Annotated in this window: 17 protein-coding genes and 1 tRNA gene; 9 read left to right on the top strand and 9 right to left on the bottom strand. The window is 71.4% G+C overall.

All coding sequences use genetic code 11. The features are described from left to right. The first annotated feature begins 102 nt into the window (after positions 1-102). The 4 genes from EJV46_RS14550 to EJV46_RS14535 are packed head-to-tail and all read left to right on the top strand — an operon-like array spanning position 103 to position 3947. Positions 103-1122: a sulfate ABC transporter substrate-binding protein gene (locus EJV46_RS14550; RefSeq protein WP_131549407.1), complete on the top strand. Its 1020-nt coding sequence runs from the start codon at positions 103-105 to the stop codon at positions 1120-1122. Positions 1123-1132: 10 nt separating this feature from the next. Beyond that, a complete protein-coding gene (cysT, locus tag EJV46_RS14545) occupies positions 1133-2002 on the top strand; it encodes a sulfate ABC transporter permease subunit CysT (protein WP_131549406.1) in 870 nt (289 codons plus the stop codon). After that, positions 1999-2841 carry a sulfate ABC transporter permease subunit CysW gene (gene cysW, locus EJV46_RS14540; RefSeq protein ID WP_131549405.1) on the top strand — a complete coding sequence of 281 codons (843 nt, stop codon included), beginning with the start codon at positions 1999-2001 and terminating at the stop codon, positions 2839-2841. Before cysT ends, cysW begins: the two co-directional genes overlap by 4 nt. Beyond that, positions 2838-3947, top strand: coding sequence for a sulfate/molybdate ABC transporter ATP-binding protein (locus EJV46_RS14535; protein ID WP_131549404.1), 1110 nt, complete (start codon positions 2838-2840; stop codon positions 3945-3947). Before cysW ends, EJV46_RS14535 begins: the two co-directional genes overlap by 4 nt. An 89-nt stretch (positions 3948-4036) precedes the next feature. Here the strand turns inward: EJV46_RS14535 and EJV46_RS14530 are convergent. The 6 genes from EJV46_RS14530 to ssb form a co-directional block, all read right to left on the bottom strand. Continuing rightward, positions 4037-4109, bottom strand: a tRNA-Lys gene (locus tag EJV46_RS14530). Between the two features lie 45 nt (positions 4110-4154). Next, positions 4155-4676 carry a peptidylprolyl isomerase gene (locus EJV46_RS14525; RefSeq protein WP_131549403.1) on the bottom strand — a complete coding sequence of 174 codons (522 nt, stop codon included), beginning with the start codon at positions 4674-4676 and terminating at the stop codon, positions 4155-4157. Positions 4677-4809: 133 nt separating this feature from the next. Next, positions 4810-5394, bottom strand: coding sequence for a peptidylprolyl isomerase (locus tag EJV46_RS14520; protein WP_131549402.1), 585 nt, complete (start codon positions 5392-5394; stop codon positions 4810-4812). A gap of 40 nt (positions 5395-5434) precedes the next feature. Next, positions 5435-5947: a pantetheine-phosphate adenylyltransferase gene (gene coaD / locus EJV46_RS14515; protein ID WP_131549401.1), complete on the bottom strand. Its 513-nt coding sequence runs from the start codon at positions 5945-5947 to the stop codon at positions 5435-5437. Further along, a complete protein-coding gene (gyrA, locus tag EJV46_RS14510) occupies positions 5940-8699 on the bottom strand; it encodes a DNA gyrase subunit A (RefSeq protein WP_255466054.1) in 2760 nt (919 codons plus the stop codon). Before gyrA ends, coaD begins: the two co-directional genes overlap by 8 nt. Before the next feature lie 141 nt (positions 8700-8840). Then, entirely contained in the window at positions 8841-9356 is a 516-nt protein-coding gene (gene ssb / locus EJV46_RS14505; RefSeq protein ID WP_131549400.1) for a single-stranded DNA-binding protein, read from the bottom strand. Positions 9357-9523: 167 nt separating this feature from the next. Between ssb and uvrA the strand changes: the two genes are divergently transcribed. Beyond that, a complete protein-coding gene (uvrA, locus tag EJV46_RS14500) occupies positions 9524-12421 on the top strand; it encodes an excinuclease ABC subunit UvrA (RefSeq protein WP_131549399.1) in 2898 nt (965 codons plus the stop codon). 285 nt (positions 12422-12706) lie between these two features. Here the strand turns inward: uvrA and EJV46_RS14495 are convergent, their stop codons facing one another. Continuing rightward, positions 12707-13951: an MFS transporter gene (locus tag EJV46_RS14495; RefSeq protein WP_131549398.1), complete on the bottom strand. Its 1245-nt coding sequence runs from the start codon at positions 13949-13951 to the stop codon at positions 12707-12709. A 258-nt stretch (positions 13952-14209) separates the two neighbouring features. Between EJV46_RS14495 and EJV46_RS14490 the strand changes: the two genes are divergently transcribed. After that, complete coding sequence (locus EJV46_RS14490) at positions 14210-15802, top strand: ABC transporter substrate-binding protein (RefSeq protein WP_131549397.1); 1593 nt, start codon at positions 14210-14212, stop codon at positions 15800-15802. Between the two features lie 13 nt (positions 15803-15815). Here the strand turns inward: EJV46_RS14490 and EJV46_RS14485 are convergent, their stop codons facing one another. Beyond that, complete coding sequence (locus tag EJV46_RS14485) at positions 15816-16910, bottom strand: NADH:flavin oxidoreductase (protein ID WP_131549396.1); 1095 nt, start codon at positions 16908-16910, stop codon at positions 15816-15818. Positions 16911-16986: 76 nt separating this feature from the next. Beyond that, positions 16987-17901 (bottom strand): A/G-specific adenine glycosylase, encoded by a 915-nt coding sequence (locus tag EJV46_RS14480; protein ID WP_370323085.1) that lies wholly within the window; start codon positions 17899-17901, stop codon positions 16987-16989. A gap of 107 nt (positions 17902-18008) precedes the next feature. Between EJV46_RS14480 and EJV46_RS14475 the strand changes: the two genes are divergently transcribed. The 3 genes from EJV46_RS14475 to EJV46_RS14465 form a co-directional block, all read left to right on the top strand. Then, the gene (locus EJV46_RS14475; RefSeq protein ID WP_165585553.1) at positions 18009-18488 is read left to right on the top strand and encodes a DUF721 domain-containing protein; all 480 of its coding nucleotides are present in this window, start codon (positions 18009-18011) and stop codon (positions 18486-18488) included. Positions 18489-18736: 248 nt separating this feature from the next. After that, on the top strand, positions 18737-19369 hold the full coding sequence (locus EJV46_RS14470; RefSeq protein WP_131549393.1) for a thioredoxin domain-containing protein: 633 nt from the start codon (positions 18737-18739) through the stop codon (positions 19367-19369). After that, positions 19366-20940: AAA family ATPase (locus EJV46_RS14465; RefSeq protein WP_165585552.1), on the top strand; the 1575-nt coding region annotated here is incomplete at its 3' end. The genes EJV46_RS14470 and EJV46_RS14465, both read left to right, overlap by 4 nt.

The raw sequence follows: 20940 nt of genomic DNA, 5'->3' as shown, positions 1-20940 counted from the left end.
GAGCGGTGCCGCGCTCCGACCTGGCAGGGCCGTGCGTCGTCGGCAGCTCGGTTGCAACCGGGCCGGGCCTTCCCAACTTCTGGCCTCAAGGAGACCCGACGCATGACCGTCTCGCCTCTTCCGCGCCGATCGCTGCTCGCCGCTGGCTCCGCGCTCGCCCTTGCCGGGGGCGCCCAGGCGCAATCGGCCCAGACCCTGCTCAACGTCAGCTACGACCCCACCCGCGAGCTCTACCGCGAGTTCAGCGCCGCTTTCGCGGCCCACTGGGCCGCGCAGGGCCATCCCCGGCCCCGGATCAACACCTCGCATGGCGGCTCGGGCCGGCAGGCGCGCAGCGTGATCGACGGGCTGCAGGCGGACGTCGTGACCCTGGCGCTGGCCTACGACATCGACGAGATCGCCGCGCGCGGGTTCCTCGCGCGCGAATGGCAGAAGCGCCTGCCGCACAACTCGGCGCCCTACACCAGCACCATCGTCTTCCTGGTGCGGCGCGGCAATCCGAAGGGGCTGCGCGACTGGGGCGATCTCGTGAGGCCCGGCGTCTCGATCATCACGCCCAACCCCAAGACCTCGGGCGGCGCGCGCTGGAACTACCTGGCCTTCTGGGCCTGGGCGCTCCGACAGCCCGGCGGCAGCGCGGCGACGGCCGAGCAGGCGACGGGGCAGCTCTTCCGCCAGGTGCCGGTGCTCGACACCGGCGCGCGCGGCTCCACCACCACCTTCGTGCAGCGCGCCCAGGGCGACGTGCTGCTCGCCTGGGAGAACGAGGCCCATCTGGCCCTGAAGGAATTCCCCGATGCGGGGCTGGAGATCGTCTATCCGCCCTTCTCCATCCTAGCCGAGCCGCCGGTGGCGGTGGTGGACCGCAACGTCGACCGTCGCGGCACCCGCGCCATGGCTGAGGCCTTCCTCAACCACCTCTACGGCGAGGAGGGCCAGCGCATCGCCGCGAAGAACTTCTACCGCCCGCGCGAGGCCTCCGTCCTGGCCGCCCATGCCTCGGTCTTCCCGGGCATCGAGCTCGTGACCATCGACGGCGCCTTCAACGGCTGGGCAGAGGCGCAGCGCCTCCATTTCAACGATGGCGGCGTCTTCGACCGCATCTACCGGCCCGGCCGCTGAGCGGGCGGCGATGAGCGCGGGCGCGTCCCTGACGCCCGGCGCGCCTTCGCTCGCCCTACGGCGACGGCGCCATGCCCTGCCGGGCCTCGGCGTCTCGCTGGGGCTGACACTGGCCTGGCTGGGGCTGATCGTGCTGATCCCGCTTGCGGCCCTGGCCATCAAGCCCTGGGAGCTCGGGCCGTCGGGGCTCCTGGAGGTGCTGTCGGAGCCGCGCGTGCTCGCCTCCCTCCGCCTCTCCTTCGGGGCCGCGCTGCTGGCCGCCCTGGTCAGCGTGCCGCTCGGCCTGCTGCTGGCCTGGACGGTGACGCGCTACCGCTTCCCCGGCCGGCGCCTGCTGGACGCGCTGGTCGACCTGCCCTTCGCCCTGCCGACCGCCGTCGCGGGCCTCGCGCTCACCGCGCTCTTCGCGCCCAATGGCTGGCTGGGCGCGCCGCTCGCGGCGGCATTCGGCTGGCAGGTGGCCTTCAAGCCGGCGGGCGTGGTGGTGGCGCTCGTTTTCGTGGCGCTGCCCTTCGTCGTCCGCAGCGTGGAGCCGGTGCTGCGCGACCTTCCGCTCGACGCGGAGGAGGCCGCCGCCACGCTCGGCGCCACGCGGCTGCAGACCATCCGGCGCGTCGTCCTTCCCGCGCTGCTGCCCGCGACGATCACCGGCTTCGGCCTGGGCTTCGCGCGCGCTGTCGGCGAGTACGGCAGCGTCATCTTCATCGCCGGCAACATGCCCATGGTGAGCGAGATCGCGCCGCTGCTGATCGTGGTGAAGCTGGAACAGTTCAACTATGCGGCGGCGGCCGGCATCGGGCTGGCCATGCTGCTGCTGTCCTTCGCGATCCTGCTGGCGCTCAACCTCTGGCAGCGCAGGCTGCGGCGGGGGCGGGCATGAGCGCCGCCGGCCCCGCCGCCGCCGATCCCGCCTGGCTGCGCTGGACGGCGGTGACGCTCGCTTTGCTCCTGGCGGTCGTCATCTTCCTGCTGCCGCTCGCCGCCGTCTTCACCGAGGCGCTGCGCCGCGGCTGGGAGCCCGCGCTGGCCGCCATCCAGGAGGAGGATGCGCGCGCGGCCGTGCGCCTGACTCTGCTGGTCGCGGCCATTTCCGTGCCGGTGAACGCCATGGGCGGCGTCGCGGCCGCCTGGGCGGTGACCAAGTTCGATTTCCCGGGCAGGCGCCTGCTGATCACCCTGATCGAGCTGCCCTTCTCGGTCTCGCCCGTCATCTCGGGCCTGGTCTACGTGCTGCTCTTCGGCGCGCAGGGCTACCTCGGCCCCTGGCTGCAGGAGCACGACATCGAGATCATCTTCGCCGTGCCCGGCCTGGTGCTCGCGACCGTCTTCGTCACCTTTCCCTTCGTCGCGCGCACGCTCATCCCGCTGATGCAGGAGCAGGGGCGCGACGAGGAGGAGGCCGCGGCCACGCTCGGGGCCGGGGGCTGGGACATCTTCCGCCGGGTGACGCTGCCGAACGTGAAATGGGCGCTGCTCAGCGGCGTGCTGCTCTGCAACGCCCGCGCCATGGGCGAGTTCGGTGCGGTCTCGGTCGTCTCCGGCCATATCCGCGGACAGACGAACACCATGCCGCTGCATGTCGAGATCCTCTACAACGAGTACATGTTCGTGGGCGCCTTCGCGGTCGCCTCGCTGCTGGCGCTGCTGGGCCTGCTCACCCTGCTCGCCAAGGCGCTGCTCGAGATCCTGGCAGGACGCCGGATGGGAGATGCCGCTTGACGGTCGATGTGGAGAACCTGGCCCGCCGCTTCGGCGGCACCGCCGCGCTGGACGGCGTGTCGCTGGCGCTGGAGCCGGGCGAGTTCGTCGCGCTGCTCGGACCGTCGGGCTCGGGGAAGACGACGCTGCTGCGCGTCCTGGCCGGCCTCGACTTTCCCGACGAGGGCCGGGTCCGCATCGCGGGGCGGGACATGGCCGGCGTGCCGGCCCGTGAGCGCGGGGTGGGCGTCGTCTTCCAGAATTATGCGCTCTTCCGCCACATGAGCGTGGCGGAGAACGTCGCCTTCGGCCTGCGCGTGCGGCCCCGGAACCGCCGGCCGCCCGAGGCCGAGATCCAGCGGCGCGTGCGCGAGCTGCTGGAGCTGGTGCAGATTCCCGAGCTCGCGGCGCGCTATCCGGACCAGGTCTCCGGAGGCCAGCGGCAGCGGGTGGCGCTGGCCCGCGCGCTCGCCATCGAGCCGCAGCTCCTGCTGCTGGACGAGCCCTTCGGCGCGCTCGACGCGCTGGTGCGCAAGGAGGTGCGCCGCTGGGTGCGCGGCCTGCACGACCGCCTGGGCCTCACCTCCATCCTCGTCACGCACGACCAGGAGGAGGCCATGGAGATGGCGGACCGCGTGGCCGTCATGGAAGCCGGGCGCATCGTGCAACTCGATACGCCCGACGCTCTCCTGCAGACGCCGGCGACGGCCTTCGTGGCGGGCTTCATGGGCGAGGCGACGCGGTTGCCGCTGTGCATCCGGGGCCGGGTCGCGCGCCTTTCGGAATTCGGGCTGGACGATGTCGAGCTCGACCTGCCGGATGGGGAAGCGGTGCTCTTCCTCCGCCCGCATGAGGTGCGGATCGAGCCCTCGGCGGCGGGCCGGGCGCTGGTCCGCTCCGTCCGGCCCGAGGGCACGGGCGGCACGCGAATCCTCGCGGACGTCGATGGCCATAGGATCGAGGGGATTTGCGCGGTCGCGCTCGCCCGTGGCGATGCGTGCCGCATCCGCGCCGTTTCCGGGACCTTCTTCCATGGCGACGGCACAAGCCGCCGCTGGTCGGCGGGGCCTGGAGCCCCGGCGCCGCTGGACAGCTCACGGACGCCGTCCGCCTCCCCGGCGGGATGACCTTCCGACCGCGCCGGCGCGTCATGGACCGGCGGAATCTGATTCAGCGCTTCCGCAGAAGGGCAGAACGGCGGCCTGTTTGGGGGGAATGAGCCCGGTGGGACTCGAACCCACGACCCCATGATTAAAAGTCACGTGCTCTACCGGCTGAGCTACGGGCTCACGGGAACTCCCGCGCGGCGCAGAAGCACCGCGCGGGGCCAGAGGTCAAGTGTCGGCGAGCACGCGCATGCTGACGATCTTGTCCGGCGTGCGGACCATGCCGCTGCTGCCGGCGCCGCGGGCGATCTTGTCCACGGCCTCCATGCCCTCCGTTACCTCGCCCCAGATGGTGTACTGGCCGTCGAGGCTCGAGGCCGGCGCGAACATGATGAAGAACTGGCTGTTCGCCGTGTTCGGGTCCTGCGTGCGTGCCATGCCGCAGGTGCCGCGCAGGAAGCGCGCCTTGCCCGGGGCGCTGAACTCGGCCTTCAGGTTCGGCAGGTCCGAGCCGCCGGTGCCGGTGCCGGTCGGGTCGCCGCCCTGGGCCATGAAGCCCTCGATCACGCGGTGGAAGGGCGTCCCGTCATAGAAGCCCTTGCGGGCCAGCTCCTTGATCCGCTCGACATGCAGCGGCGCGAGATCGGGGCGGAGCTTGATGGTGACGGTGGCGCCGTCCTTCAGCTCGAGGACGAGGATGTTCTCGCGGTCCGGAGCGCCCTGGGCTTCGGCTTCATTGGTCTCGGACATGGTCGCTCCTGCAGCAGCAATGGGGGGTGGTCGCGAAATCTTCGGCCGGCGCGTCCTGGGGAGCGCCGGCCATGGTTCGCGGGATCAATAGTTGGGAATGCCGCGGGCTCCAAGGCGGGCCCGCGGCCGGTCATCAGCTGTCCGCGAGCAGCCGCATGCGGATCAGGCGGTCCGGCGGGTTCGGCACCATCCCGCTGCCGCCCACGCCGCGCTTGATCTTGTCCACGGCCTCCATGCCGTCCGTCACCTGGCCCCAGATGGTGTACTGGCCATCGAGGCTCGTATTGGGCGCGAACATGATGAAGAACTGGCTGTTCGCGCTGTTCGGGTCCTGCGCGCGGGCCATGCCGCAGGTTCCGCGCAGGAAGCGCGCCCGACTCGGCGGGCTGAACTCGGCGCGGATATCCGCGAAGCCGCGGTCGCGGAAGCCGCCGGTGCCGGTGCCGGTCGGGTCGCCGCCCTGGGCCATGAAGCCCTCCATCACGCGGTGGAACGGCGTGCCGTCGTAGAGGCCGCGCTGGGTGAGCGTCTTGATGCGCTCCACATGCAGCGGCGCCAGGTCGGGGCGCAGGCGGATCGTGACGCGGGCATTGTCCTTCAGCGTCATGACGAGCGTGTTCTGCGGGTCGGGCGCGCCCTGGGCGCCGGCCCGGCCGAGTCCGGTGGCGGTGGCCCCGGCGATGAGAAAGGGCGTGGTCAGCAGGCGGCGGCGGTTCATGGTGATCCTCCGTGGAGTGACAGGGGCAGGCCTGGTGGCCCTATTCGGCGGCGGATTTCCGCGTCTTGGCCAGCGTCCGTTCGAGCGTGAGCGGGGGCACGAAGCTGGTGATGTCGCCGCCGAGCTGCGCGATCTCCTTCACAAAGCGCGAGGAGATGAAGTGGTTGCGTTCGCTGGCCATGAGGAAGACGGTCTCGACCTCCTGGTCGAGACGCGCGTTCATGCCGGCCATCTGGAACTCGTAGTCGAAGTCGGTGACGGCGCGCAGCCCGCGGAAGATCATCTGCGCGCCGACCTCGCGCGCGAAGCCGATCAGCAATCCGGTGAAGGGCCGCACCTCGATCGCGCAGCCCGTGCGGGCGGCGATCACGTCGGTCTCGGCGCGGACCAGCTCGGCGCGCTCCTCCAGCGGAAAGAGCGGGCCCTTGCCGATGTTCATCGCGACGCCGACGACCAGCCGGTCCACGAGCCGCGCCGCGCGGCCGATCACGTCGAGATGCCCATTCGTCACGGGATCGAAGGTGCCCGGGTAAAGGGCGATACGCTCAACCATCTTCTGGACCATCCTCCGGGCCTTCGACCGGGCCTTCGGATGGCCCTTCCTCGACATCTTCGACGACGGGGAAGCAGCTCATGACCCGCTCCGCCTCATCCATCCTCTGCAGCATGACGCCCTGCGAGGTACGCCCCGTCTGGCGCACCTGGTCCGCCTCGAAGCGGATCGCCTGGCCGCCATCCGTCATCAGCATGATGTGGTCGCCCGAGGTGACGGTGAAGGTGGCGACCACCTCCGTGCCCGTGCGCCGGCTCAGGGTGATGTTGCCGATGCCCTGGCCGCCGCGGCCGGAGACGCGGTACTCGTATGCGCTGGTGCGCTTGCCGAAGCCGCGGTCGGTGACGACGAGCAGGAACTGCTCCGCCGCCTCCAGCTCGGCGACGCGCTCGGGGCTGAGCGTGACATCCTCGACCAGAACCTCCTCCGTCTCCTCGGCGGCCGGCGCCTCGGCGACCTCCTCGCCGGCGGCGCGGCGCTTCTGGGCCGCGAGCTTCAGATAGGCCTGGCGCTCCTCGATGCGGGCCTCCACATGGCCCAGCACGGCGAGCGCGATGACCTTGTCGCCCGTCGCGAGCCTGATGCCGCGCACGCCGGTCGAATCGCGGCCGGCGAAGACGCGCAGCGTGTCGGCATCCGCCACGAAGCGGATCGCCCTCCCGCGGCGCGTGGCGAGCAGCACGTCGTCGCCCTCGCGGCAGGTGGCGACGCCGATCAGCGAATCGCCCTCGTCCAGCTTCATGGCGATGAGACCGGAGGAGCGCACGTTGCGGAAGTCGCTCAGCCGGTTGCGGCGGACATTGCCCTGGATCGTCGCAAAGACGAGGTGCAGATGCTCCCACAGGCTCTCATCCTGCGGCAGCGGCAGCACGGCCGTGACGGATTCGCCCTCGGCCAGCTGCAGCACCTGGCGCAGCGAGCGCCCCTTGCCACCGGTGCCGCCCTCGGGGAGCTGCCAGACCTTCTCGCGGAAGACGATGCCGCGGCTGGTGAAGAACAGCACCCATTGATGCGTGTGCCCCACGAAGCTGCGCACCACCACGTCGTCGGCGCGGGTCGAGGCCGCGCTCCGTCCACGGCCGCCGCGATGCTGCGCGCGGAAGACGTCCAGCGCGGTGCGCTTCACGTAGCCGTCGCGCGTGAGCGTCACGATCATCGAGGCCGGCGCGATCAGGCTCTCGTCGTCGATGTCGGCGGCATAGTCGGCGATGCGGGTGAGGCGAGGGGAGTGCAGCGTGGCGCGGACGGCCAGCAGCTCCTCGGTCATCACCTCCATGCGGCGCGGACGGCTGCCGAGGATCTCCAGCAGCTCGCTGATCTTGAGGCCGACCTCCTTGAGCTCGGCGTCGATCTTCTCGCGCTCGAGGCCCGTGAGCCGCTGCAGCCGCAGCTCCAGGATGCCGCGCGCCTGCGCCTCGGTGAAGCGCATCGTGCCCTCGGCCGAGAGCTCGTTGCCCTCGTCCTGCACGAGGGCCACCAGCGGCGCCACGTCCACGGCCGGCCAGTCGCGCGCCATCAGCGCCACGCGGGCGGCGGCGGCGTCGGGGCTCGCGCGGATGAGGCGGATGACCTCGTCGATATTGGCCACCGCGATGGCCAGGCCGATCAGGTTGTGCGCCCGCTCGCGTGCCTTGGCGAGGCGATGGCGCGAGCGCCGCAGGATCACCTCCTCGCGGAAGGCGATGAAGGCGAGCAGCGCGTCGCGCAGGCCCATCTGCTGCGGGCGGCCGCCGTTCAGGGCCAGGAAGTTCACGGGGAAGCTGATCTGCAGCGAGGTCATGCGATAGAGCTGGTTCAGCACCACCTCGGCCACCGCGTCGCGCTTCAGTTCCATCACGATGCGCAGGCCCGAGCGGTCGCTCTCGTCGCGCATGTCGCTGATGCCCTCGATCTGCTTCGAGCGCACGAGCTCCGCGATGCGCTCCATCAGCACCGACTTGTTCACCTGGTAGGGGATCTCGGAGACGATGATCGCCTCCCGGCCGCCTTTCATCTCCTCGATCTGGCAGTCGGCGCGCAGCGGGATGGAGCCGCGGCCCGTCTCGAAGGCGGAGCGGATGCCGGCGCGGCCGAGGATGATGCCGCCGGTCGGGAAATCCGGCCCGGGGATGATCTCCATCAGCTGCTCGAGCGTGGTGTCCGGCTCGGCCACCAGCTTGAGGGCGGCATCGATCACCTCGGTCGGGTTGTGCGGCGGGATATTGGTCGCCATGCCGACGGCGATGCCGCCGGCGCCGTTCACCAGCAGGTTGGGGAAGGCGGCGGGCAGAACCCGCGGCTCGTTGGCGCTCTCGTCGTAGTTGGGCGAGAAGTCGACCGTGTCCTCGTCGATGCCTTCCAGCAGGGCCGCGGCGGATTTCGCCAGGCGGACCTCGGTGTAGCGCATGGCCGCCGGCGGATCGCCGTCCATGGAGCCGAAATTGCCCTGCCCGTCGACCAGGGGCACGCGCATGGAGAAGCCCTGCGCCATGCGGACCATGGCGTCATAGATCGCGCTGTCGCCATGCGGGTGATACTTGCCCATCACGTCGCCGACGACGCGGGCCGACTTGCGATGCGGCTTGTCCGAAGTGTAGCCGGCCTCGTGCATGGCAAAGAGGATGCGCCGGTGCACGGGCTTGAGGCCGTCACGCACGTCGGGCAGGGCGCGGCTGACGATGACGGACATTGCGTAGTCGAGGTAGGAGCGGCGCATCTCCTCCTCGAGCCCGACGGGCGCGACATCCTGTGGTTTCGTGTCGTCTTCGGCCAAGGGTGGGTCCTAGAAGTTGAAGGCCAGGGGCGCTGCCCCTGGACCCCGGCAGGAAACTCGTTTCCTGCACCTTCATCAGTGAGAGGGTCCAGGGCCAAAAGCCCCGGTGGGGGAGTTTGGGGGGCAACGCCCCCTCAGGATTCAGAACGGAATATCGTCGTCCATATCCGCTTTCTTCCCGGAATCCCATCCGCCCGACTTCGGCGCCCCGCCGCGGGCCGGCGCGGAACTGCGCTCGCCATAGCCGCCGCTGCGGCTTGCCCCGCCGCCGCCGTATTCACGCTCCTCGCCCGAATCGCCGCCGCCGGAGGCCCGGCCGCCGATCAGGGCGAGCTCGCCGCGGAACTGCCGCAGCACGATCTCGGTGGTGTACTTGTCCGCGCCGGACTGGTCCTGCCACTTCCGGGTCTCGAGCTGGCCTTCGATGTAGACCTCGCTGCCCTTCTTCAGGTAGCGCTCGGCGATCTCGCCCAGCTTCTCGTTGAAGATGGCGACCGAGTGCCACTCGGTGCGCTCCTGCTGGTTGCCCTCGCGGTCCTTGAAGCGCTCGCTCGTCGCCAGGCGCAGGTTTACGACCTTCCCGCCATTCTGGAAGTTCCGCACCTCCGGGTCCTTGCCGAGGCGCCCCAGGATGATCACCTTGTTCACTCCGGCCATCGGCCGCGCCTCCTTCAAATCGGCCGCGGAACCTACCTTTTCCGCGGCATTCCGGCCAGCCCTGGAAAAACCCCGGGCAATGGCCGATTTCGTGCTTTGCGTCGCGGCATATATGGTGCATGCAGCGTGAACACAATGTGAACACTTGCATGTGGAGTCCGATATAAATGCCGCGCGATGCTGCCGACCCTGTCGCCAAGGGCGAGCTGATCCGGATTCGGGGCGCGCGCCAGCACAACCTGAAGTCGCTCGACCTGGACCTGCCGCGCGGGAAGCTGGTGGTGCTGACGGGCCTCTCTGGCTCGGGAAAATCCTCACTGGCCTTCGACACCATCTATGCCGAGGGCCAGCGCCGCTACGTCGAGAGCCTGAGCGCCTATGCGCGGCAGTTCCTCCAGCTCATGCAGAAGCCGGACGTAGACAGCATCGAGGGCCTCTCCCCGGCCATCTCGATCGAGCAGAAGACCACCTCGCACAACCCACGCTCGACGGTCGGCACCGTCACCGAGATTCACGACTACATGCGCCTGCTTTGGGCGCGGGTGGGCGTGCCCTATTCGCCGGCGACCGGCCTGCCCATCGAGGCGCAGACGGTCAGCCAGATGGTCGATCGCGTGATGGACATGCCCGAGGGCACGCGGCTGCTCATCCTGGCGCCCGTCATCCGCGGCAAGAAGGGCGAGTACCGCAAGGAGCTGGCCGAGTTCCAGCGCCGCGGTTTCGAGCGCGTGAAGATCAACGGCACGCTGATGCAGATCGGCGACGCGCCCAAGCTCGACAAGAAGCTGAAGCACGACATCGAGGTCGTGGTGGACCGCGTCGTGGTGCGCGAGGGGCTGGCGCAGCGGCTGGCGGACAGCTTCGAGACCGCGCTCGCTCTGGCCGACGGCATCGCCTATGCCGAGAACGCCGATGGCGGCGAGCGCACGGTGTTCTCGCAGAAATTCGCCTGCCCGGTCTCCGGCTTCTCCATCGAGGAGATCGAGCCGCGGCTGTTTTCCTTCAACTCGCCCCAGGGCGCCTGCCCGACCTGCGACGGGCTCGGCACGGAGAGCTTCTTCGATCCGGCGCTGGTCGTCCCCAATCCGTCGCTGAACCTCAAGGAAGGTACCATCGCCCCCTGGGCCGGCAATGCCAGCACCCCTTATTTCGACCAGACGCTGGCTTCGCTCGCCCTGCATCTGAGGATCGATCTCAAGGCCCCCTGGGAGGCGCTTCCCGAGGAGGCCCGGAACGCCATCCTCTTCGGCACCGGCAAGGAGCCGGTGACGCTGAGGTACAAGGACGGCCTGCGCGCCTATGAGGTCCAGAAGCCCTTCGAGGGCGTGATCTCCAACCTCGAGCGCCGCTTCCGCGAGAGCGACAATCCCTGGGTCCGCGAGGACATGGCGCGCTACCGCGCCGACAAACCCTGCCATGTCTGCGAGGGCCATCGCCTCAAGCCGCAGTCGCTCGCCGTGAAGATCGCGGGCCGGCATATCGGCGAGGCCTCGGCGCTCTCCATCCGCCGCGCGCGCGAATGGTTCGGCTCCGTCATGCCGACGCTCACGCCGCAGCGGCAGGAGATCGCGCGGCGCATCCTGCGCGAAATCGAGGAGCGGCTACAGTTCCTGGTGGATGTGGGGCTCGACTACCTCTCGCTCGCGCGCTCCTCCGCGACGCTCTCGGGCGGCGAGAGCCAGCGCATCCGCCTCGCTTCGCAGATCGGCAGCGGCCTCACCGGCGTGCTCTATGTGCTGGACGAGCCCTCCATCGGCCTGCACCAGCGCGACAACGAGCGGCTGCTGGGCACGCTGCGGCGCCTGCGCGACCTCGGCAATTCGGTGATCGTCGTCGAGCATGACGAGGATGCGATCCGCACGGCCGACTGGCTCGTGGATATCGGTCCCGGCGCGGGCAAGGCGGGCGGGACGGTCGTGTCGCAGGGCACCCCCGACGAGGTCGCGGCCGATCCGGACAGCCTGACCGGCGCCTATCTGTCGGGCCGGCGCGAGATCCCGATGCCGGAGGCGCGCCGAACCTTCGACAGGAAGCGCATGCTCCGCGTCGTCGGCGCGACGGGAAACAACCTCAAGGACGTCACGGCGGAATTCCCGCTGGGCACCTTCACGGCCGTGGCCGGCGTCTCGGGCGGCGGCAAGTCGACGCTGGTCATCGAGACCCTGTTCAACGGGCTCAGCCGCAAGCTGATGGGCGCCTCCGTCGTGCCCGCGCCGCACCAGCGCATCGAGGGGCTGGAGCTGATCGACAAGGTCATCGACATCGACCAGTCGCCCATCGGCCGCACGCCGCGCTCCAATCCGGCGACCTATACGGGCCTCTTCGCGCCCATCCGCGACTGGTTCTCCGAACTGCCGGAGAGCCGTTCGCGCGGCTACAAGCCGGGCCGCTTCAGCTTCAACGTGAAGGGCGGCCGCTGCGAGGCTTGCCAGGGCGACGGCCTCATCAAGATCGAGATGCACTTCCTGCCGGATGTCTACGTCACCTGCGACACCTGCAAGGGCAAGCGCTACAACCGCGAGACCCTGGAGGTGAAGTTCCGCGGCAAGTCCATCGCGGACGTGCTCGACATGACGGTGACGGAGGGGCGCGAGTTCTTCTCCGCGGTGCCGACCATCCACGAGAAGCTGCGCATGCTGGAGGAGGTGGGCCTGGGCTACATCCATCTCGGCCAGCAGGCGACGACGCTCTCGGGCGGCGAGGCGCAGCGCATCAAGCTGGCCAAGGAGCTTTCGCGCCGCGCCACCGGCCGCACGCTCTACATCCTCGACGAACCCACCACCGGCCTGCATTTCGAGGATGTCCGGAAGCTGCTGGAGGTGCTTCACCAGTTGGTGAGCACGGGCAACACCGTGCTGGTGATCGAGCACAATCTGGAGGTCATCAAGACGGCCGACTGGGTGCTGGACCTGGGGCCCGAGGGCGGCGAGGGCGGCGGCGTCATCGTGGCCAGCGGCACGCCGGAGGAGATCGTGGAGATCCCGGCGAGCCACACCGGCCGCTTTCTCAAGCCCATCCTGGCGCGGCATACGAAGGTGACGGCGAAGAAGGCGAAGAAGAAGTAGCCGCGACCGTCGCCGCAGCGGGCCGGCGCGGCCAGGAACTCGCCCCGGTCCAGCGGCAGCGACAGCGTGAAGCGGCTGCCGCGTCCCCTGGGCCGTCCTCCGGATCAGGCGGCCCCCCCAGCCACCGGACTGGCGCGTTCCCGTCCAGCTCAGCCCGAGGCTGACGCAGACCGGCGCATTGGCCAGGTCGCAGCTGGAACAAACCTTGGCTTCGGATGAGGCCTGGGCATGCCTCTGGATGATCGGACGGGGGTTCGGCCATCGCGGCGCCCGGCCGGCCGCGCGTCAGCCCTCCCGGCGCCAGAGCGGGCCGCGCCAGTGCCAGGCGATCAGCGCCGTCGCGGCAAGTCCGAAGGCCGCGTAGATCGTCGCGGTCGAGGCGAAGCCGATCCGCGCCACGCCGAAGCCCGCCCCCAGCAGCCCCAGCGGCAGCCCGTAGATGGAGAGCATCCGCAGCCCCATCACCCGTCCGCGGAAGGCCGCCTCGGTCGAGCGGAGCAGCAGCACCGACATCGGGATCATGCAGAAGCTCTGCACGAAGCCGGCGAGGAACAGCATGGCCATCCCCGCCCCGGCCGTGCCGATCTGCGCGAAGACCAGCAGGAGCGCGAACCACAGCCCGGCCGCTGCCAGCATGACCTGCGCCGGCCGCTCGCCCACGCCGCGCAGGCTGACGATCATCGAGCCCGCCAGCGCCCCGCCCGCGAAGGAGGCGACGAGCAGGCCGAGGCCCGTCCGGTCCATGCCGTAGACCTCGCGCGCCACGTGCGGCAGCAGCCCGCCGGAGAGCGGATAGGCCGCGAAATTCGCGAGCCATGCCATCCACAGCGCCGCCATCAGCACCGGCGAGCCCCGCGTGTGCGCCACGCCCTCGGCGAGCTCCCGCCAGACCGAGAGGACCGTGGCCGGCCCGGCCTTGGGCCCGGCGCGCGGCGGCTCGTGGACGGCCAGCGTCAGCAGCACGGCCGCCAGATAGAGTCCCACCACCACCCCATAGGCCGCCCCAATGCCGAGGGCCGCGACGAGCCCCGCCCCGGCCAGCGCCCCGACCACCCGGGCGCCGTCCATGCTGGCGCGGCTGACGCCCAGCGCGCCGGCGAGCATGTCGGCCGGCAGGATCGCGGCCACCAGCGTGTTGCGCACGCCGATGTCGGACGGCCGCACCAGCCCGAGCAGCGCGGCCGCGACCAGCACCGCCGCCGGGCTGAGATTCCCCGTCGCCGCGAGGGCCGCGACGCAGGCGGCGATGACCAGGTAGACCATCCGCATCGCGGCGAGCAGGTTCCGCTGCCCCACCCTGTCGCCGGCCACGCCCAGCAGCGGCGCCAGCAGCGTCCCGGTGAACTGCAGCGCGCCGAAGGCGGTCAGCCAGACCACCGATTCCGTGGTGACCAGCACATACCAGCCGAGGATGAGCGTCTCCATCTCGAAGCCCAGCGAGGTCGCGAGGTCGGCCGGCCACTGGAACCGGAAATTGCGCTGGGTGAAGGGCGAGCGGCGCGCAGGTCTTCGGTCTTCGGCGCCGGTCATGATCCGCCCGGATGGGCGCGGGCCGGATGGGGGCGAGCCTGGCGGCCGGGCATTTCGTTTCCTCTCCGCGGGCCTCGAAAGGGCGCCGTCGGCGCCGACTATGGCGGAGCGCGGGGAGCGGCGGGAGCCCCCGCCCGAGCGGGGCGGCCGCCCGCGCGTCATGCCTGGCGGCCCCGGGCCGCTGCGCGGCCGCAAAAACATTGACGCACCGGGAAGCTGCGCCGCAGCATCGCGGCACAGCTTGGCCGGAGGCACTTCATGCACCGTCGCAACTTGCTCAGGACCGGGCTCACGGCCGGCGCCGCCATCGCGGCACCCCGGCTCGCCGCCGCCCAGGGGGCGCCGGGCCGGCGGACCCTCCGCTTCGTGCCCCAGGCGGACCTGGCGCTGCTGGACCCGATCCACTCGGTGGCTTTCGTCACGCGCAACCACGCGATGATGGTCTTCGACACGCTCTACGGCTGGGATTCCGACCTGCGCGCGCGGCCGCAGATGGCCGAGGGCGACACCATCGAGAACGATGGGAAGACCTTCACCATCCGCCTGCGCGAGGGCCTGGTCTTCCACGACGGCGAGCCCGTCCGCGGGCGCGACTGCGTGGCCTCCATCCGTCGCTGGGCGACGCGGGACGCCTTCGGCCAGGCGCTCTGGGCCGTGACGGACGAGCTCTCCGCCCCTGACGACCGCAGCCTCCGCTTCCGCCTGAAGAAGCCCTTTCCGCTGCTGCCCGACGCGCTGGCCAAGGTCGGCACGCATCTCTGCGCCATCATGCCCGAGCGCCTGGCCGCGACGCCCTCCTCCCAGGCCGTGCCGGAGCTGATCGGCAGCGGCCCCTTCCGCTACGTCGCGGAGGAGCGGCTGGCCGGCTCGCGCAACGTCTATGCGAGGTTCGACCGCTACCGGCCGCGGCAGGAGCCAGCCTCCTACATGTCGGGCGGCAAGCAGGTGCATTTCGACCGCGTCGAGTGGATCACCATCCCCGACGGCGCCACGGCCAGCGCGGCGGTCCAGCGCGGCGAGGTGGACTGGTGGGAACTGCCGACCATCGACGTGATCCCGCAGCTGAAGCGCGCCCGCGGCGTGAAGGTCGAGATCCTCGACCCCAACGGCTCGATCGGCTTCTTACGGCCGAACGCCCTCCACCCGCCCTTCGACAATCCGGCCATCCGCCGCGTGCTGCTGCGCGCCACCAACCAGACCGACTTCATGCTCGCCGCCGCCAGCGAGGACCGCACCTTCTGGCGTGTGCCCTACGGCTTCTTCGCGCCGCCCAGCGTGATGGCGAGCGACGAGGGCATGGAGATCCTGCGCAACCCCATCAGCGCCGACGCCGCGAAGCGCGAGCTCGAGGCGGCCGGCTACAAGGGCGAGAAGGTCACCTTCCTCGTCCCCACCGACTTCCCCGTGATCAATGCGATGGGCGAGGTGGCGGGCGACCTCATGCGCCGGATGGGCCTGAACCTCGACTACGTCGCGACCGACTGGGGCAGCGTCGTACGCCGCATGCTGAACCAGGACCCGCCCGAGCGCGGCGGCTGGAACGCGACGGTGAGCTTCACGGCCGGCAGCGCCCAGGTGAACCCGGCGGCGAACAACCTGATCCGCGGGCACGGCCGAAGCGCGATCTTCGGCTGGCCCAGCGTCCCGGAGCTGGAGACCCTGCGCGACACCTGGTTCGACGCGCCCGACGATGCCGCCCGCGCGCAGATCGGGCGGCAGATGCAGCGCGCGGCCTTCGACCAGGTGCCCTATGTGCCGCTCGGCCAGTTCTTCTCGCCCACGGCGCTGCGCGCGAACCTGGAGGGGATGCTCCAAGGCGTGGCGCTGTTCTACAACATCCGGCGCGTGTAGCGCCGGCCCAGCCTCAGCTCAGCGTGGCGAGCTGCGCCTTCTCGAAGGGCAGCAGTTCGCCCAGCCGCCCCTCGCGCACCTTCTTCGCCCAGACCGGATCGGTGATAAGCGCGCGGCCGATGGCGATGAGGTCGAACTCCTCGGCCGCCATCCGGCGCAGGAGGTCGTCGAGCGATCCCACGGGCGCGCCCAGCGACGGGCCTCGCAGCTGCTCGACGAAGTCGCCGCCCGCGAGGCCGACCGAACCCACGGAGATCGCCGGCTTGCCCGTGATCTTCTTCGTCCATCCCGCCAGGTTGAGGTCGGAGCCGTCGAATTCCGGCACCCAGAAGCGGCGCGTCGAGGCATGGAAGATGTCCACGCCCGCCTCGCTCAGCGGCCTCAGCACGCGCTCCAGCTCGGCTGGCGTCGGGGCCATCTTCGCGCCGTAGTCCTGCAGCTTCCACTGCGAGAAGCGGAAGATCAGCGGGAAGTCCGGCCCTACGGCCGCGCGGATGGCGCGGAGGATGTCGGTCGCGAATCGCGTGCGCCCGACCGCGTCGCCCCCATAGGCGTCGGTGCGCGGGTTGGTGCCGGACCACAGGAACTGGTCGATCAGATAGCCATGCGCGCCATGCAGCTCCACGGCGTCGAAGCCGATCCGCTGCGCCGCCGCGGCGGCCTTGGCGAAGGCCTCGATCGTATCGGCGATGTCGGCGTCGCTCATCGCCCGCGAGGCCTTGTGCGAGGGCGCGGGCCCCTCGGACGGCGCCTCCGGATGCGGGCCCAGCCCCGCCGCCCGGGCGTTGCCCTGGTGCCAGAGCTGCGGCGCGATGCACCCGCCCGCGGCATGCACCGCTGCGACGACCCGGGCCCATCCATCCAGGCTCGCCGGATCGTGGAAGTTCGGGATCGCCGCGTCGTTGGAGGCGGCCTTGCGGTCGATCGTCGTGCCTTCCGTGATGATGAGGCCGACGCCCCCTTCCGTCCGGCGGCGATAGTAGCCCACCACCTCCTCGGAGGGCGTGCCGCCCGGGCTCTGCCGCCGCGTCATGGGCGCCATGACGATGCGGTTCGGCAAGTTGAGCTGACCGAGCCGGAAGGGGCGGAACAGGGGAGAGGTGTCCATGAAAGGTCCTTGGCGTGAGTGGGGCCGTACAGCTGTGCGGCCGAGAATTGATCGGATCGGTCGTCGCGGCGAGGGGTCAGAGCAGGGCGAGGAGCTTCCGCATCGCCGTCGGCAGGCTTTTCGCCGCCTCCTCCATCGTTGCCCGCTCGCCCCAATTGGGCAGGTCCGGCACCTGCGCCGCCACCACCCGCATGCTGAGATCGCGATGCGTGAAGCCGTGCAGCGCGATGCCGGGACGCGGCGTCCAGCACAGGCCGGGCAGGGGCGCATGGCCCAGCGCCTCCCCGTCGGTCCAGGGCGACGCCCGCCACGGCGTCCCGGGCAGGCCGAGCATGCCGCCGAGCAACCCGGCCTCCGGCCGGCGGACCAGCAGCAGCCGTCCCTCCCGATCGGTCACGGCGAAATGCACGCCGTGCAGCGCGGTCCGCGCCGCCTTCGGCACCTTGCGCGGCAAGCTTGCCTGGATGCCCTTCGCCGCGCCCAGGCAATCCGCCCGCCAGGGGCAGAGCACGCAGGCGGGGTTCCGCGGCGTGCAGACCGTCGCGCCCAGGTCGAAGAGCGCCTGCGCAAAATCGCCCGGGCGGGCGCGCACCGGGACCTGCTCGGCGAAGGCCTGCGCCAGGCGGCCCAGCTCCGGCCGGGACGAGGGCAGGGGGGCCTCGATGGCGAAGAGGCGCGAGACCACCCGCTCCACATTCCCGTCCAGCGGCACCACCGGCTCGCCCAGCGCGATCGCCCCGATCGCCGCCGCCGTATAGGGCCCGATCCCCGGCAGGGCCCGCCATCCGGCCGAGTCGGCGGGAAACCCGCCCGCCGCGATGGCCTTGGCCGCGGCATGCAGGTTGCGCGCCCGGGCGTAGTAGCCGAGCCCGGCCCATTCCTCCGCCAGTTCGCCCCAATCGGCTGCCGCCAGCGCGCCCACATCCGGGAATCGCTCCAGGAAGCGCGCATAGCGCGGTGCCACGGCCGCGACGGTCGTCTGCTGGAGCATGACCTCGCTCACCCATATGCGGTATGGGTCCACCTGGCCGCGCCAGCCGAGGCGTCTGGCGGAGCGGTCGTACCAGGCGAGCAGTTCGTCAGCGGAGGGGTGAGGCATTGGCGAAGAAGGAGATGGTCCTGCCGCCGCTGTCCAGCGCCCCCTTCGGCGGCGCACGCGACCTCGCTTCCCTCATCCCCCGCCTGACCCGCCCGGCCTTCCGCAAGCGCAGCCCGGATTCGGCGCAGATCCTGGCGGACTGGCCGATCATCGTGGGGCCCGGCACGGCCGGCATGGCGGAGCCGGTGAAGCTCTCGGCCGGCACGCTGCTGCTGGCCTGCGCCGGCCCCGCCGCGATGGAGCTCGGCATGGCGGCGCCGGCGATCATGGAGCGGATCAATTCCCATCTCGGCCGGATCGCGGTCCGCAAGCTGGCCTTCGTGCAGCGCCCGCCCCGGCCGGCGCCGCCGCAGTCCGCGCGACCTGTCCCCGGCCCGGTCCCCGCGCCCGTGCGAAGCCGTCTCGAGGGCGTGCCCGGCGAGGAGCTGCGCGCGGCGCTGGAGCGCCTGGCCAAGGGCGTCTATGCCCGGAAACCTTGATTCCGGCGGTGCATGGCCGGGCGGGTCTACTCGATCCCCCGGAGCGATTCCGCCTCACCCCAGGGCTGCGCGCGCGGCGATCCCCGTCATGGCGCGGAGCGGCCCCGAGATACGCTTCTTCACCCCATGCCGCCGCTGATCGGCCCGACGGGGCCGTGGGCGGGACCTGCACTCCGGCCGCAGGAAACTGGACATCCCCGGCCCCCTACGCCAGATGATGGGCCACCATCCAGCCGGAGCACAGGCTCATGCCGCTTTCCCGTCGGTCCCTCGGCCTCCTCGCCGCCGCCCCGCTGGGGCCCAGCCTCCTGGGACCCAGCCTGGCGCTCGCCCAGGGGAGCACCGCCAACTCCGACCCGCGCCTCGGGCCGCGCTCCATCGGCCGCGCCGACGCCCCGGTCACGGTCATGGAGTTCTTCTCGCTCACCTGCGGCCATTGCGCCGCCTTCCACAACAACACCTGGGCGCGCGTGAAGTCCGAGCTGGTGGACACCGGCCGCATCCGCTTCGTCTGGCGCGATTTCCCCCTCGACGGCATCGCCCTCGCCGGGGCCTGCATCGCCCGTTCGCTGCCCGAGGACCGCTACGGTCCCTTCATCGGCACGCTGCTTCAGACGCAGGACCGCTGGGCCTTCCAGCAGGGCCGCCAGATGGAGGAGCTGGCCCGCATGGCCGCGCTCGCCGGCATGGACCGGAAGGGCTTCGACGCCGTCGTCGCGGATGAAGGCTTGCGCCGCGGCATCCTGGAGCAGCGCATGGAGGCCGAGCGCCAGTTCCGCATCTCGGCCACGCCGAGCTTCGTCTTCAACGGCCGGATGCAGTCGGGCAACCTGCCCTTCGACCAGTTCGTCCAGCTGGTGCAGCAAGCGCCTAAATCTTGACGGAACCCAAGCCGGCCCCCTCCGCTGATGTGGAGGCCGGTGAGGGGATCGCGCCGGATGCCGCCCCCGACACCAGCCCGGCGGCCGAGGCGCGGCGCCTCACGGCCACGCTGACGGGACTGCGCGTCGCGGGCTTCAAGTCCTTCGCCGAGCCGGTGCAGGTTCCCGTCCTGCCGGGGCTCACCGGCATCGTCGGCCCCAATGGCTGCGGCAAGTCCAATGTCGTCGAGGCGCTGCGCTGGGCCATGGGCGAGAGCTCGGCCAAGTCGCTGCGCGGCGGCGAGATGGACGATATTATCTTCGCCGGCACCGCGACCCGCCCGGCCAGGAACCTCGCCGAGGTGGTGCTGAGCCTGGAGGACGCCCAGGGCGTGGCCCCCGCGCCCATGGACCAGGCCGCCGAGCTGGAGGTGATCCGCCGCATCGACCGCGGCGCCGGCAGCACCTACCGCATCAACGGCCGCGAGGTGCGGGCGCGGGACGTGCAGACCATGTTCGCGGACCTCGCCAGCGGCCCGCGTGCCTCGGGCATGGTCAGCCAGGGCCGCGTGGCGGCGCTGATCGGCGCCAAGCCCGAGGAGCGCCGCGGCGTGCTGGAGGAGGCGGCCGGCATCGCCGGCCTGCGTGCCCGCCGGCACGAGGCCGAGCTGAAGCTGCGCCAGGCCGAGACCAACCTCTCCCGCAGCGAGGATCTGCTGGGCCAGCTCGGCGTCCAGCAGGAAAGCCTGAAGAAGCAGGCCCGGCAGGCCATCCGCTACCGCAACATCTCCGGCCTGGTGCGCGACGCCGAGGGCGACTGGTTCGCCATCCTCGTCGCCCGCGCCGAGGCGGCGATCGAGGCCGCGCGCGAGACCCTCGCCGCCCGGACACAGGCGCTGGCCCTGGCCGAGGCCGCCGCCGGGGAGGCGCGCCGGCTGGCCGAGGCCGCCTTCGCCGCCATCGAGGCGCCGCGCGCCGAGGAGGGCGTGGCCCGAACCCTGCTGGAGCGTCGCCGCGTCGAGGCGGAGAACCTCGCCGCCGAGGCCGGCCGCGCCCAGGCCACGCTGGACGAGGCCGAGGCGGCGCTGACCCAGCTCCTCGCCGATCTGGAGGACGCCCGCTCCGTCGAGGCCGATGCCCGCGCGGCGGAAACCCGCGCCCAGCGCGAGGCGGCCGGTCTCGCCTCGGCCGAGGCGCAGATCCCCGCCCGCATCGAGACCGCCGAGGCCGAGGCGCGCGGCCTGGATGGCGAGCTTGCCGGCGCCGAGGCCCGCACCGAGGCCGCGACCGAGGCGGCCGCCGCGCTGGCCGCCCGCGCCAACCAGATCGCCGCCGAGCTGGCCTTCGCCGAGGGGCGCCATCGCCGCGTGCAGGATCAGCTGGCCCAGCTCGCCATGCAGCGCGCCGCCGCCGAGGCGCAGGCGCTGCCCGAATCCGCGCTCCAGGCCGCCGACGCCAGGCTGCGCGACGCCGAGGCCGCGCTGGAAGCCTCCCGCACGGCGTTCGAGGCCGCCGAGGGCCGCCGCGCCGAGGCCGCCAGCCGCGCCACCGCCGCGCGCGACGCCGCCCGCGCCGCCGACATCGAGCGCGGC

Source organism: Roseococcus sp. SYP-B2431, assembly GCF_004336745.1.
Taxonomy (GTDB): Bacteria; Pseudomonadota; Alphaproteobacteria; order Acetobacterales; family Acetobacteraceae; genus Roseococcus.
Note: the sequence above shows the minus strand (reverse complement) of the source record. Positions and strands in the feature narration are given on the sequence as shown.

Coding starts and splice junctions, on each gene's coding strand:
- EJV46_RS14550 (WP_131549407.1), top strand. CDS start 103: ATGACCGTCTCGCCTCTTCCGCGCCGATCGCTGCTCGCCGCTGGCTCC.
- coaD (WP_131549401.1), bottom strand. CDS start 5,947: ATGGTTGAGCGTATCGCCCTTTACCCGGGCACCTTCGATCCCGTGACG.
- EJV46_RS14485 (WP_131549396.1), bottom strand. CDS start 16,910: ATGGACACCTCTCCCCTGTTCCGCCCCTTCCGGCTCGGTCAGCTCAAC.
- uvrA (WP_131549399.1), top strand. CDS start 9,524: ATGCCGCGCGATGCTGCCGACCCTGTCGCCAAGGGCGAGCTGATCCGG.
- EJV46_RS14525 (WP_131549403.1), bottom strand. CDS start 4,676: ATGTCCGAGACCAATGAAGCCGAAGCCCAGGGCGCTCCGGACCGCGAG.
- ssb (WP_131549400.1), bottom strand. CDS start 9,356: ATGGCCGGAGTGAACAAGGTGATCATCCTGGGGCGCCTCGGCAAGGAC.
- EJV46_RS14480 (WP_370323085.1), bottom strand. CDS start 17,901: ATGCTCCAGCAGACGACCGTCGCGGCCGTGGCACCGCGCTATGCGCGC.
- EJV46_RS14470 (WP_131549393.1), top strand. CDS start 18,737: ATGCCGCTTTCCCGTCGGTCCCTCGGCCTCCTCGCCGCCGCCCCGCTG.
- EJV46_RS14495 (WP_131549398.1), bottom strand. CDS start 13,951: ATGACCGGCGCCGAAGACCGAAGACCTGCGCGCCGCTCGCCCTTCACC.
- cysW (WP_131549405.1), top strand. CDS start 1,999: ATGAGCGCCGCCGGCCCCGCCGCCGCCGATCCCGCCTGGCTGCGCTGG.
- cysT (WP_131549406.1), top strand. CDS start 1,133: ATGAGCGCGGGCGCGTCCCTGACGCCCGGCGCGCCTTCGCTCGCCCTA.
- EJV46_RS14520 (WP_131549402.1), bottom strand. CDS start 5,394: ATGAACCGCCGCCGCCTGCTGACCACGCCCTTTCTCATCGCCGGGGCC.
- EJV46_RS14490 (WP_131549397.1), top strand. CDS start 14,210: ATGCACCGTCGCAACTTGCTCAGGACCGGGCTCACGGCCGGCGCCGCC.